12 protein-coding genes and 1 pseudogene are annotated in these 12,383 nt (G+C 37.1%); 5 read left to right on the forward strand and 8 right to left on the reverse strand.

Features of this window, described 5'->3' with window-relative positions:
* Window positions 1-49 precede the first annotated feature (49 nt).
* The 4 genes and pseudogenes from ACTNEP_RS09295 to ACTNEP_RS09310 form a co-directional block, all read right to left on the reverse strand.
* Window positions 50-568, reverse strand: a complete 519-nt coding sequence (locus tag ACTNEP_RS09295; RefSeq protein ID WP_441161610.1) for a GrpB family protein — start codon at window positions 566-568, stop codon at window positions 50-52.
* A 19-nt stretch (window positions 569-587) separates the two neighbouring features.
* Complete coding sequence (locus tag ACTNEP_RS09300) at window positions 588-1,370, reverse strand: alpha/beta fold hydrolase (protein ID WP_441161612.1); 783 nt, start codon at window positions 1,368-1,370, stop codon at window positions 588-590.
* 191 nt (window positions 1,371-1,561) lie between these two features.
* A pseudogene (locus tag ACTNEP_RS09305) lies at window positions 1,562-1,912 on the reverse strand (LysR substrate-binding domain-containing protein); the annotation flags it as partial.
* Between the two features lie 149 nt (window positions 1,913-2,061).
* On the reverse strand, window positions 2,062-2,250 hold the full coding sequence (locus ACTNEP_RS09310) for a LysR family transcriptional regulator (RefSeq protein ID WP_441161614.1): 189 nt from the start codon (window positions 2,248-2,250) through the stop codon (window positions 2,062-2,064).
* A 414-nt stretch (window positions 2,251-2,664) separates the two neighbouring features.
* Here ACTNEP_RS09310 and ACTNEP_RS09315 point away from each other — a divergent pair, with 414 nt between their 5' ends.
* A complete protein-coding gene (locus tag ACTNEP_RS09315) occupies window positions 2,665-3,099 on the forward strand; it encodes a hypothetical protein (RefSeq protein ID WP_441161615.1) in 435 nt (144 codons plus the stop codon).
* A 273-nt stretch (window positions 3,100-3,372) separates the two neighbouring features.
* Here the strand turns inward: ACTNEP_RS09315 and ACTNEP_RS09320 are convergent, their stop codons facing one another.
* Together ACTNEP_RS09320 and ACTNEP_RS09325 are read right to left on the reverse strand one after the other, a co-directional pair.
* A complete protein-coding gene (locus tag ACTNEP_RS09320; RefSeq protein WP_441161616.1) occupies window positions 3,373-3,504 on the reverse strand; it encodes a hypothetical protein in 132 nt (43 codons plus the stop codon).
* Window positions 3,505-3,554: 50 nt separating this feature from the next.
* On the reverse strand, window positions 3,555-4,448 hold the full coding sequence (locus tag ACTNEP_RS09325; RefSeq protein WP_441161617.1) for a LysR family transcriptional regulator: 894 nt from the start codon (window positions 4,446-4,448) through the stop codon (window positions 3,555-3,557).
* Between the two features lie 143 nt (window positions 4,449-4,591).
* On the opposite strand from ACTNEP_RS09325, the gene ACTNEP_RS09330 reads away from it, so the two are divergent.
* The 4 genes from ACTNEP_RS09330 to ACTNEP_RS09345 are packed head-to-tail and all read left to right on the forward strand — an operon-like array spanning window position 4,592 to window position 7,656.
* On the forward strand, window positions 4,592-5,467 hold the full coding sequence (locus tag ACTNEP_RS09330; RefSeq protein ID WP_441161618.1) for a phosphate/phosphite/phosphonate ABC transporter substrate-binding protein: 876 nt from the start codon (window positions 4,592-4,594) through the stop codon (window positions 5,465-5,467).
* A gap of 12 nt (window positions 5,468-5,479) precedes the next feature.
* Complete coding sequence (phnC, locus tag ACTNEP_RS09335; protein WP_441161619.1) at window positions 5,480-6,244, forward strand: phosphonate ABC transporter ATP-binding protein; 765 nt, start codon at window positions 5,480-5,482, stop codon at window positions 6,242-6,244.
* Window positions 6,234-7,031 carry a phosphonate ABC transporter, permease protein PhnE gene (phnE, locus tag ACTNEP_RS09340; protein ID WP_441161620.1) on the forward strand — a complete coding sequence of 266 codons (798 nt, stop codon included), beginning with the start codon at window positions 6,234-6,236 and terminating at the stop codon, window positions 7,029-7,031. Before phnC ends, phnE begins: the two co-directional genes overlap by 11 nt.
* Before the next feature lie 25 nt (window positions 7,032-7,056).
* Entirely contained in the window at window positions 7,057-7,656 is a 600-nt protein-coding gene (locus ACTNEP_RS09345) for a histidine phosphatase family protein (RefSeq protein ID WP_441161621.1), read from the forward strand.
* A gap of 395 nt (window positions 7,657-8,051) precedes the next feature.
* Here ACTNEP_RS09345 and ACTNEP_RS09350 read toward each other — a convergent pair whose 3' ends face one another.
* Together ACTNEP_RS09350 and rbsK are read right to left on the reverse strand one after the other, a co-directional pair.
* The gene (locus tag ACTNEP_RS09350) at window positions 8,052-11,258 is read right to left on the reverse strand and encodes an SNF2 helicase associated domain-containing protein (protein WP_441161622.1); all 3,207 of its coding nucleotides are present in this window, start codon (window positions 11,256-11,258) and stop codon (window positions 8,052-8,054) included.
* Window positions 11,259-11,500: 242 nt separating this feature from the next.
* Entirely contained in the window at window positions 11,501-12,370 is an 870-nt protein-coding gene (rbsK, locus tag ACTNEP_RS09355; RefSeq protein ID WP_441161624.1) for a ribokinase, read from the reverse strand.
* Window positions 12,371-12,383 lie beyond the last annotated feature (13 nt).

Genomic DNA, 12,383 nt, shown 5'->3' on the forward strand with positions numbered 1-12,383 from the left:
AATTGATTAAAATAAAAATGTGTAGATTTATCATTTTTTCTACATAATTTTAGCTTTGCATATCCTTTTTTGCACGTTTTATAAGCTGAACGACGAAATCGGATTTATAATCGGAATAAGCTAACAATTTTCGATAACCTTGTTGATATGCTTCCAATTTATGTTTAGCATATCGATTCGCGTCATCAGGGTGCGTTCGTAAATAATTTCGTAGCAGTATATTATCATTCCATATATTCGACCTATATCGAGTTATTGCCAAGTTGAATGAGCGAATACCACGCTTCCGACAGTATATTCTACCTGGAACACCAGCTGTTCCGAGGCATTCATAACCAATCTGTTCTAACTCTTTTTTTTGAGCCAATGTTATCTCTAAAGAATTAGGAATCCCTACTAATATATCGACAATCGGTTTTGAAGGGAGTCCTGGAACAGAAGTGCTACCAATATGCTCAAACGTGACATTTATATCGAAGATAAGTTTTAATGACCTTATTTCTTCCTCATACCAATTCTTCCATTCAGGATTGAAGTTTGAAATTGAAATTTCTTCATCAATCTCCATATACCTGCCTCCTACCTAATTATTTACTTATTGTTATTACGTTGGAAGGTAAAGTACCTGACTCTATCCAATTTTCGATCATTTCGTTAAAGAAAACAGGTTTTATCAGGGGTAGTCCATGACCAACATGAGGAATAATGATCCCTGTACAATTTGAATTGTTGGCAACTAAATCTGAAGCTGATTTTTTCATTACTTCTTTTTCATTTTCACCAACTGTAACTAATATCTTTCCTTCGGCTTTATCAAAATGGTTGGGGATGTCAAATGACATATTTTCTTCTAATATTCGAATAAGTGTATTTGCTTTCATTTGCGTACTTTCATTGTAATATGTTTCGAAATATTCTTCCTCAATATAGAGGGATTTCGCTTGAAGTTTTGAAAAGGATTTGTTTTTAACTAATGGAAAAGATAATTTTATGGAGGGTCCTATCATTTTTCTGACAACTGAGTTTGGTCTGACTAATGCACTGTTAATAATTGCATAATCAACTAAATTGGGATTGAGACTCAACATTTGAATAATTACTTGTGCACCTAACGAGAAGCCAACAACTATTATTTTTTTTCCATTTGCTTTTTTGGCTATTAACTCATTTACTTTTTCTGCACTTAGTAGAATGGTGAATTTTTCTGTATTTTTACTTTTACCTTGTTCTGGCAGGTCAATTGTAACGCAATGATAGTTAGTAAAGTATCGAATTTGTTTTTCCCACATCCAACTACTTACTCCACCTCCATGTAAAAACACCATTAATGGAGCGTACTTATCCCCATACTCTTGATAACTTAAATCCAAATTATCCACCTCTTTTTTGTTTTGTTATTAAATTAACTGACCATTACTTTAATAAGAAAAAGAATTATTTCATTTTTTAAGAAACACCCTGGAATAAGTGAGATATCTGTTACATTACTCTGAAATAACCCCCTCACTTAATAACGACTTGCTGACCTAAGAAGTACCTTTATTTTATATTAAACTATTGATTATAGCCCTTTTTTATTAACTAAGTCTGCAAACGCTTTATATGCTTGACTTGCATATTTCTCGTCTAGTCTTATTAATCCTGTTTCTATATATCGGTAAGGCTTAGGTACTTCTTTCACATATAAATCCTTATAAGTATCTGTTAGAACTGATTTTGGTAAAAGAGTAGAAGTTATTCCCTCCCTTACACTACTCAAAAGAGTGTCTAATGAGCTAATCTCCATATATTTATCTAGAGATTCCTCTTCATCTTGATACCATTTTTCTAATTTCCTCCTAAAAGGGCACCCTTGCGGAGAAATTGCCCAACGGATATTAGACATATTAAATAGTTCTTCTTTTCCTGTTAGGACGACAAGTTCATTTGTTTGTAAGTAATCGAGTGTGAAGCTTGTCTTACTTAAATCACCAGTTACTAAGTACCTGTTGGCTCATCATCTTGTAAAGCTCTGACTGATTCATCAACCATATGTAAAATGAATTCAGCATATTTCCTAAATTATTTTCCTTTTTCAGTAATCGCTATACCTTTAACCCCTCTGTGAAATAATAATACGCCCAATTCATCTTCTAACTTCTTTAGACGAGCGATTACATTGGACTGAACATAATTTAACTGTTTAGCAGCGCCTGAGATACTTCCACTTTCTGCTATAGCTAAAAAAACTCTTATATCTCTTAACTCCATACTAACACCCCAAAACCAAATATATCTTTAAAAGTGATATTAATATCTCTAACAATCATTAACATGATAAAAGTTCTTCCTTATAATTATATTTGTATTTCTGTTTCGTTAAAGCATAAGCCATTGTCAACGTAAAAAGTAAATTTAGGATGGTACTAACAACGGTAATAAAAACTTACAAAAGCCGGGAAATTACGAATCCCCTCCTTTGAGAAATGGAAGGAAGACCTTTAAGTAAGAAGAAATCATACACTTTTACGCATAGGTATGATCTCTTTTTGTTTGAAAGTGGAAAATGATATTATAATTAACATTTTACAAAAAATTACACAATTAATAGTTGATAATTCCAAACTGTATGTTAAACTGACACTGTTCTAATTTAGAAGATAATCGAAAAGAAGGAGGGTTAAAGTGAAATACAAAATAGGTATTATTGTTTTAATCGTAAGTTTACTTTTCAATATCTTTTTATTATTTCAAAATAAAGAATTAGAGAAAATGGCTGATAGTCGTGCTAACATTATATATAGCAACTGGTATAGAACAGTTATGGCTCTTAGCGATCCTGACTTTTACTCCTCTTTGTCTGAAAATGAGGAATCGCGGGAAATTGGGAGATTTTTTGGTGCATCAGAAGATTTAGTGGGGATACTTTTAACAAAGTATCCAAAAATGGATAGAAATTTAATTAGCTCTTATACAATGAGTTCCATTTTTAGTGGTGAAATTAATCCATATACACGATTAAAAATGTTAATGGAAAAACATAATTTTTCTGAAGAAAATCTACCGACTCAAGAACAATTCGAAGCGTTGTTCAAGGACGTTGATAAGGAGTTAAACTAATAAAAACTTCATAACTCATGATTAAATAAGCCTTGTGAAAAAAACACGCAAACTTCTAATTTTGTTAAAATATTAATTAACAAAATTGAGTTGCGTGTAGTTGAATTCTAACATTTCTTTACCTGATTAGAAGGGGTAATTGTTACACAATCAAATGAATAGAAAGTTATTATTTTGGAACATTAGTCAAATCAGTAAGTTGCTGTTGTGATATTTTCGCAAACTCTGAAGTCTAGTTTTAATAAAAACTTTACTTAAAACCTCACGATATAGTTATCCTCCATTGATCAAAAGTACAACCTTTCCTGGAAACTTCCGATCTATTAATTGCTGGGCGATCGTTCCGATTTTCTCCCACGGTGCTTCTACTGCTATATAAGGCTTCAACTGACTCTTTGCAACCAAGTCTCCTAAAATCTCCAGACCTTCTTCAATCGTTATAAGATAATCGCCATTTATTCTACTTCACGCCATAACTCCTGTATTAATTCTATTATCTTTTTCTGAATTGGTGAAAGCAGTCGACTTGGATGATAGATTAAATAAATAGAACGGTGATGAGACTCAAACTCTTTGAATAAAATGGTCCCTTCTTTTATTTCCTGCTCCACGGAAAGCTTAGAAACGACAGCAATTCCAAGGTTGGCCAGTATCGACTTTTTTATCGCCTCTGCGCTTTGCAGTTCCAGTTCGTATTGAAACTGCAGCTTGTTTTGCTCACACCACCCTCGAAATATTTTAGTTGATCTGGAATCTTCCTCTCTCAACAAAATTCGCTCATTAGCGAAAATTCGCGGATCATCTTTCCGATACCTAGCCAGTCTGTGTTTTACATGCATGGCAATACCAATGGGATCTTCCTTAATTGGGAGAGAGACAAACTCTGCCACTTCTTCCTTCTGTGCCACAATAATGCCGATATCAATACTGTAATCATGCAAATAATCGCGGATAGCTCTCGCATTATGAACGCGTATTTTCAGATCGGAATCAGGGATCTCCTGAAAGATATGCGGCAGTGTCGCGGGAATTAGAGAGTTTGCCACCGTATTGCTAACCCCAATAATAACAGAGCCTTTTCTAATATCTTGAATATCTAGTATGGTTTGTTCCGCTTGCTTATGAATTTGCAGGATCTTTTCCACATATGGCAGCAGTATTTTTCCGGTAGAAGTGAGCATTGTACGTCTACCTCTATATTCCACGAGTTCAAGATTGCACTTGGTTTCCATTTTTTTAATATGAAAAGTTATCGTAGGTTGGCTTAATTGCAGTTGTTCTGCGACTTTCGTTAGTTGGCCCTTTTGATGAATGGCCTGTAATATTTCGTATTGCTGAAGTGTGAACATATTCATTGCCTCCTATAGAAAAAATCTATACTTAACTAATATTTTATAAAAGAAATATTAATAATGCCTTAACAGGGTGTTAATTTAACGTTAACGTTTGCTTTGTATACTAAATGTAAGACCAAAAAGGAGGAATTATAAAAATGAAAAAATTATTGTTACTTGTAGTTGGTATGTTGTTTATTGTCACAGCTTGTGGAGCAGACAATGGACCAGTAGAAGCACAAAATAGTGAAGTAGAATTAGATACCATTCGCTTTGTGGACACAGGGGCAGAGGGGATGGAAGAATTAAAGCGAGAGTTTGGTCCTTTCAAAGAGGCATTGGCAGAAACAACTGGTAAAGAGGTGGAATTTTTCTCGATTTCCAATCGAACAGCAGCCACTACAGCGATGGAATTTGGCCAGGTAGATGTCGTGCTGACTGGACCTGGTGAGTATGTAACCATGAAGAATGCAATTGATGTCAAAGGCATTGTTGGAATTACAAGACCAGGATATCGTAGCATTATTGCAGTACCTGCTGACAGTGACATCCAAACGCTTAAGGACTTAAAAGGAAAAACGATTGCTATGAAGGATGTTGGCTCCACTTCAGGTCATGTTACTCCGATGGGTATGCTGATCGACGCAGGAATCGATCCAAACAATGATGTTAAATCCATTATGCTAGGGGAAACCTTTGTGGAAGCTTTTAAATCTGGCGAAACAGATGCTATTGCCTTCTCTCTATCTAGATACAATGATTTAGTTGCAGAATGGGGAGAAGAAAATGTACGCGTCCTAGCAGAAAGTGAAGATCTTCCTAATGATTTATTTGTAGCAAGTGAAGAGATGAGTGATGAACAAGTGGAAGAGATGAAGCAGCAAATGATCGACAATCAGGATAAGTTGTTGGAAAGTATGCTTATAACAGGTGAACACGAGCATTATCAAGAAAGTGAATTTGTGGAAGTCGATGATAAACAATATGATGAACTTCGCAACATTTATGAAGAAATTGGAATTGAAATCGAATAGTGGAGGCCAAAGATGCTATTGCTTAAAGACGTAACGAAAATTTTCCCCGACGGTACAGAGGCCCTATCTTCGATCAATTTAGACCTCTCCACAGGAGAGCTGGTCATTTTGCTTGGTCATAATGGTTCAGGCAAATCCACCTTACTACGTACTATGGGAGGCTTGGAAATGCTCACTGCTGGTGATATTTTACTAGGAGGTCAATCAATCCCTCATGCTAACCGAAAGGAAATGAGAAAGCTACGAACCAAAATGGGACATGTTTTCCAAAAATTTAATCTAATTCCGACGGTATCTGTATTTCAAAATGTTCTATTTGGTGCATTGAGCAGACACCCCTTCGTCTTCACGGCATTACATCCATTCGCAAAAAAGAAGCTGCGTGAGAAAGCGATGTATTGTCTTGAACGAGTGGGTCTCGCTCCTTTAGCAACAAGGCGTGTAGACCAGTTATCAGGTGGCCAGCAACAGCGAGTGGCCATTGCGCGAATGTTAATGCAAGAGCCTGCCATTATATTAGCAGATGAACCGATTGCTTCACTTGATCCAAAGGCTGGGATTGAGGTAATGGACTTACTGGTTGATGTCGTAAAAGAAAATAAAATGACGATGATTTGTACCCTTCATCAGCTCGATTTAGCCGCATCCTATGGTAGTCGCTTTGTCGGATTACATAAAGGACAGTTAGTATTAGATGAGCAGAAGAATAATCAGACAGCCCATTCGTTTGCATGGTTGTATGATGAACTGAAAGAGGTACATAGTTATGTCGAATAGCACCTATAAAGATACACCTCCACGTTTTTCGATGCCACCCGTATGGTCTTGGATTGTCATGGTTGTCTTTCTCCTGTTTTTTATCACAGGGGTAGTTCATGCCAATATTTCTTTCACACGGATTTGGGAAGGCACAGCAAATATCGGTACCTTCCTGGCACGAGCCTTTCCGCCAGACATGACTCGTTGGGATAGTATTTTATTGGCAATGCTTGAGACATTTGAGATTGCACTAGTAGGCACCGCATTTGGAGTATTGATTAGTCTCCCGACCGCTTTATTGATTTCCCAAAACACAACTCCCCATTTCTTGGTGAGTAGGGTGCTTCGCTTTATTGTTTCTGTGATGCGAACGGTGCCAGATTTAGTGTGGGCATTAATTTTTGTGATCTCGGTGGGCCTTGGTTCTTTTGCTGGTATTTTAACAATTATGGTTGATACCATCGCTTTCTGTGCCCGTTTCTTTTCCGAAAGAATTGAGGAAATTGAGAAAGGACCTGTTGAAGCAATTCATTCGACTGGCAGTAACCGCTTAGGTGTCTATGTAGCTTCGATTATACCAATTGGCTTTCCTTCCTTTGTTGCCACAAGCTTATATTCTGTAGAAAAAGCCATACGGTCTGCCGTGGTGCTTGGACTTGTTGGTGCAGGTGGAATCGGGATAGAATTATCAACGTCTATGTCATTGATGAAATACAATGAGGCTTTTATGATCATTATCATTATTTTTATTGTCGTTGTCTCTGTAGAACAGCTGTCAGCATTAATTAGGAAAAAATTAATTTAAGGTACATGTTGGAGGAGGAAGCAAATTGCTTTTTTTAATACGTCATGGAGAAACAAAATGGAATCAAGAGAAAAAACTGCAAGGACAGCTAGACATTCCTTTAAGTGAAAGGGGAATGGACCAAGTACAACGCTTAGGGGAATACTTTGATGACCACCAAATTGTTTTTGAGCATGTGTATACTAGTGACTTGTTAAGAGCACGTCAAACAAGTCAAATAATTTCAAAAAATATGCCAGTTCAACAAATTAAAACGGACTCAGCACTCAGGGAACGTTATTACGGAGAATTGGAAGGGAAATATATTGAAGAAATTTTAACGATTATGCCTGATTATCACACAAATTTTGGGGTTAAAATGCAGTATGGAGTGGAATCACTAGAGCAGGTGCAACAGCGAATGGTGTCATGTATCACAGCTATTGCCACTCAGACAGCAGGGGCTCCCACGTTAATCGTTTCACATGGAGGAGCCATTAATGCCTTTCTCCATTACATTACAAAAGGGAAGTTAGGCACAGGAAAAGGTAAGCTGGCGAACACCTCCATTACGCGCTTGCAATGGAGGGAGCCTTTATTTAATGTACAAATGTATAATGACACCCCACATTTACTGGTGAAATAAGGGGGAAGGAATGGTTCTGTTATGAAAAACGGAGCCATTTTTTATGGTCTGTTCATGTGAAATAATTTGAAGTATCTCCCCAGCAAATACGACTCTCATCTCTATCGATAGTTTTGGCACTTAATCAGTTTGCACTTTCCACCGATCACACTAAAAGAAAATCCTTGAAAAGCAATTTATCCAATCAAGGTTTTTCTTCTAATCTATTAAGTTTTAATTTATTATCAATTATACCGTTATCTTTATTCTCTCTTCCACTTGTTTTATGCTTGGCATACCATGTTGTGCACCTAATTGCTCGATTGCTATTGAAGCAGCAATATTTGCTTTGAATATAGCATCCTCTATGGCGTGTCAGAAGCTATAAAAAAAGCTAATGCACCATTAAATGTTCTTTATTGCTCCATTCTCAATAGCTCCTTAATATCTTCTTCTGTAAGTTGAATGGAAGAGTTCCCTTTGTTTCCAATAATCTCGTCAATTAGCTCTTGCTTTTTCTCTTGCAGCTCGTTCATTTTTTCTTCAATGGTCCCACGAGCAATCAGCTTGATTACCTCTACCTTTTTGGTCTGACCCATTCTGTGGGCACGATCGGCTGCCTGTTCTTCAACAGCTGGGTTCCACCAGAGGTCGTATAAGATAACGGTATCTGCACCTGTTAGATTAAGACCTGTGCCGCCTGCCTTCAATGAAATCAGAAATAGTTCACGCTCCCCTGTATTAAATCGATCACATAATTCCACTCGCTCTTCTGAAGGGGTTTGCCCATCCAAATAAAAGAAGGGTCGCCCTTGTAATGCTAGTTCATTCCCAATCAACTTCAGCATTTTCGTAAACTGTGAGAAGATGATTACTCTTCTGCCGGCTTGTTGAGACTCTTCTATCATCTGTTGTAGCTGTTCAAATTTGGCCGAACTACCTTTGTATCCAGCAACAAATAAAGATGGATGACAACAAATCTGCCTGAGTCGAGTCAATCCGGCTAGAATTTTAATCCGATTCTTTTGAAGTGCATCTTTATCCAAGTGCTTTAGCGTATCTTCTTTTAATTTTGCGAGATATGCTGCATATAACTTCTTCTGTTCGGGAAGCAATTCAATTGATTCGATTGATTCTGTTTTTTCTGGAAGCTCTGCTAGTACATCTTCTTTCAGCCTTCGAAGCAAAAAAGGCCTGATTCTTCTTGAAATCTTGCTCCTAGTAAGATTACTGTATTCCTTTAGACCAAGCAAAAGTTCTGGGAATACAACGTGGAAAATCGACCACAATTCTTCCAATGAATTCTCGACAGGTGTTCCAGTAAGGGCGAATCGGTGATTTGCTTGGATTTTTTTTACTGTTTTTGCTGTTTGCGTGTAGGGGTTCTTAAATGCCTGTGCTTCATCAAAAAATACTGTATGAAACGACTGCTTTTGATACCATAGAATATCTTTAAGTAATAACGGATAGGAAGTAATGAGCACATCAGACACATCATTGTCCATTATATCCTTCTGTAAGTTAATTCGATCTGCCTTCTTACCATCTACAATTGTTGCTTTTATTTCCGGACTATATTTATTTATTTCACTCAACCAGTTATAAGTTAATGTTGATGGACAAACAACCAGAACTGGCAGCTTCCTTTCACGGATATTCGGTAGTTCTGATACAATAAAAGCAATACTCTGTAATGTTTTTCCTAACCCCATATCATCTGCCAAAATCCCACCAAAACCATATTCAGCAATTGTTTTCATCCATCTATAGCCTTGTAGCTGATAGTCCCGCAAAATAGGTGACAAACTTACTGGTACTTTAAACGCCATTTCCTCCGGGTGTTCGATTTTTCTTAGGAATCGGCGGAAAGATTCCTCTATCGTGAAGGTTTCATCATTTACTACATCTAACAGCCTTAACCCTTGAACAAGCGGTACTTGGAACCCACTTTCAAGATCTTGATCTTGGATAGGTTCTGCATGTAAAAAGCGTCTGATCTCTTCAAACTCTTTTGTCTCCAGTGAAAGAAGTGATCCATTACGCAGTCGGTAATATTTTCGCTTTTCCTCCAAGGCGAGTAACAGCTCACGAATATGCTTTTCATGAATGCCTTCCATTTCAAATTTGAATTCCAACCAATTGGTTCGTTCTTTTTTCATTGCCACCCTTATCTTCGGACGTGCATTCCCTTTAAAAATTCGGTTACGGACAGCAGTTGTAGCATAGATCTGGACAAGAGATTCCAACTTCGGCATAACATTGTGCAGGAATTCATACTCCAGCTCTTCGTTATGCAAGAAATAGCCACCCTCTGTTTTAGCAAACGAGCTTTCATCCATCAACTTTAGTATCTCTTTTTCCTTTTCTTCGTCTCTTATAAGTGAGGTAGTTGTAGGGATTTCACGATCCTCTAATGGATTGATAAAGATATTTCCATAATGGAACTCCAACCCTGCAAGCAGGCGATTTTTGACTCTGTCTACGTATAGCTTAGCAACTAACGGTGTCTTGTCGAACCGCTCCTTTATTCCTCTTGATAGGCGTACAACTCCTAATTTCCGTAATCCGGGAACAACTTTTTCCATAAAAAGATCCATCTGTGCTTGTGGAATAGGTATTTGATTGGTTCCTGAAGCATCCAGTAATTGTTTAAGATTGGTGAGTTGCTCCATTTGTTCGTCAGCCATTTTAATAATTTTCCCATCATATAACACAAATTGATAGGATGGCATCACTGTTAACTGATTAAATCCATGTATCTTTAGATAATAATCCTTTCCATCCATTTCAGAAAATTGAAACAGTAAAGGAAGCCGTTCCTCGGATACCTGAAGATGATCATATGTATACCCCTCATATTCTATCTTCACCAGTGGTGCTTTTGTCAGTAAGGAAATCAGCATACCACTGGAGGATGGCGGAATTAGTAATAAGTGTGTCGGAGTACCATCCTTATATTTACGAAGTAGTGCATCTTGATCTTGGTTCACCTGCATAAGTTGCCTAAGAACCGCATCTGTTTCTACTGGGAAACAGTGAAGATCTGGATCATAGGTAAATGACTTGGATAATGTGACAGGTGCCCCCTCTTTCACTTGCTTCAAAAAATGATGAATATTCTTCACTCGAATTGGACCGATATTCACTTGTATGCCAAACATGTACTGTTCCTTATTAATAGGGATAGGTTTACATGTGAAGAATAAATGAAGGACTTGACGATTTTCAAAATGTGCCTGATGACTGCTTGAACGGATAGGTTGATGATGAAAAATTGTCTTAAGACCTTCCGTCAAATCTTGATTTTCTTTCATTTTCGACTCAACAATCGGCACTGTTCCTTGTCGTTGGTGCTCATTAATGGCTACCAAGACTGCTGCAATATGCTGACAATCGTGTGTGAAGGATGGTAATGTGATACAGGTACATGCTGTCTTGATTTTATCTCCCGCATTTTGGATTGTAACATGGAAGTTCTCAGATCCTTCGACAGTTGCCTCACAGCTATCAGGAGTATATTGATGAAAGGTTACTTTATTAGCTTGATGATAGGAAGTTCCTCTTTTAAAGGAGATATTCCCACACATATCTTTAACGATCTTCTGATTTAACTTTATGTTCATGCATTTTTGCCCCTCACTTGATATTCCATTTCGAAACTAATTATCACCATTATAGTATACGATTGAGGTTAGTTGAATACAAAGGGGCTATGTTTTAGTCTAAAAACACACTAAATTAATGGAAAAATGGGAAAACACACTAAGTTCCTTTTTTGGAACAATAGTGTGTCTCTTTGCCATCTCTGTTAATATAATTTGATTTGCTATCGCCACAGAAATTATCTTACCGATCGAATAGACAGCTATTTTATCTTGTTTATTCTATCTTCCACTTGTTTTAGGCTTGGCATACCTTGTTGTGCCCCTAATTGCTCTATTGCTATCGAAGCAGCAATGTTCGCCTTATATATAGCATCCTCTATTGGTATATTAGAGGCTATGAAATAAGCTAATGCACCATTAAATGTGTCTCCAGCTCCAGTAGTATCCACCACATTGGCTGGATACGTTTCTATAATATTGCCTTTATACATGGCCCCTTTGGCACCAATTGTTGTGATAAGCTTATCGTAGTAATTTTCTTTGATATTACCGAATAGATAGTTACCTTCTTCTTCGTTTGGAGTTATATATATAGCTTTCTCCAATATATTCTTTGGCAATTTCGTTGCAGGTGCAGGGTTAAGGATAAAAGGAATATTATGTTCACTGCATAGATTAGCACACCAAATAACCGTCTCTATAGGAATTTCCATTTGCATTAATACGATATCGCTATCTAAAATTTTATTCTTCCATCTATTTACGTATTCTTCATTGACGCTCTCGTTTGCTCCAGGAATGATCATTATCCTGTTATCTTTTTCATAGAGAATAATATTAGCAATACCTGTGCTTAAGTCTTGGTCAATTTCTACACCCGAAACATCGATATTTTCACTCTTTAGATGAGCTAACAAATCCTGTCCTAATACATCATTACCTACTTTACCAATAATAGATACATGTGCTCCTAATCTAGAGGCAGCTACCGCCTGGTTTGCACCCTTCCCGCCAGGCATCATTTCAAATGTTTCCCCAATCATTGTTTCTCCTTGATTAGGCAATCTAGATACTGATGTTAATAAATCCATATTAATACTTCCTATAACCGTTACTTTTGGTTTATACAATTTTGTCACCCCT

This window comes from Gracilibacillus sp. HCP3S3_G5_2 (assembly GCF_052063305.1).
Classification (GTDB): Bacteria; Bacillota; Bacilli; order Bacillales; family Amphibacillaceae; genus Gracilibacillus.

Coding starts and splice junctions, on each gene's coding strand:
- ACTNEP_RS09295 (WP_441161610.1), bottom strand. CDS start 568: ATGGAGATTGATGAAGAAATTTCAATTTCAAACTTCAATCCTGAATGG.
- ACTNEP_RS09310 (WP_441161614.1), bottom strand. CDS start 2,250: ATGGAGTTAAGAGATATAAGAGTTTTTTTAGCTATAGCAGAAAGTGGA.
- ACTNEP_RS09325 (WP_441161617.1), bottom strand. CDS start 4,448: ATGTTCACACTTCAGCAATACGAAATATTACAGGCCATTCATCAAAAG.
- ACTNEP_RS09330 (WP_441161618.1), top strand. CDS start 4,592: ATGAAAAAATTATTGTTACTTGTAGTTGGTATGTTGTTTATTGTCACA.
- phnC (WP_441161619.1), top strand. CDS start 5,480: ATGCTATTGCTTAAAGACGTAACGAAAATTTTCCCCGACGGTACAGAG.
- phnE (WP_441161620.1), top strand. CDS start 6,234: ATGTCGAATAGCACCTATAAAGATACACCTCCACGTTTTTCGATGCCA.
- ACTNEP_RS09350 (WP_441161622.1), bottom strand. CDS start 11,258: ATGAACATAAAGTTAAATCAGAAGATCGTTAAAGATATGTGTGGGAAT.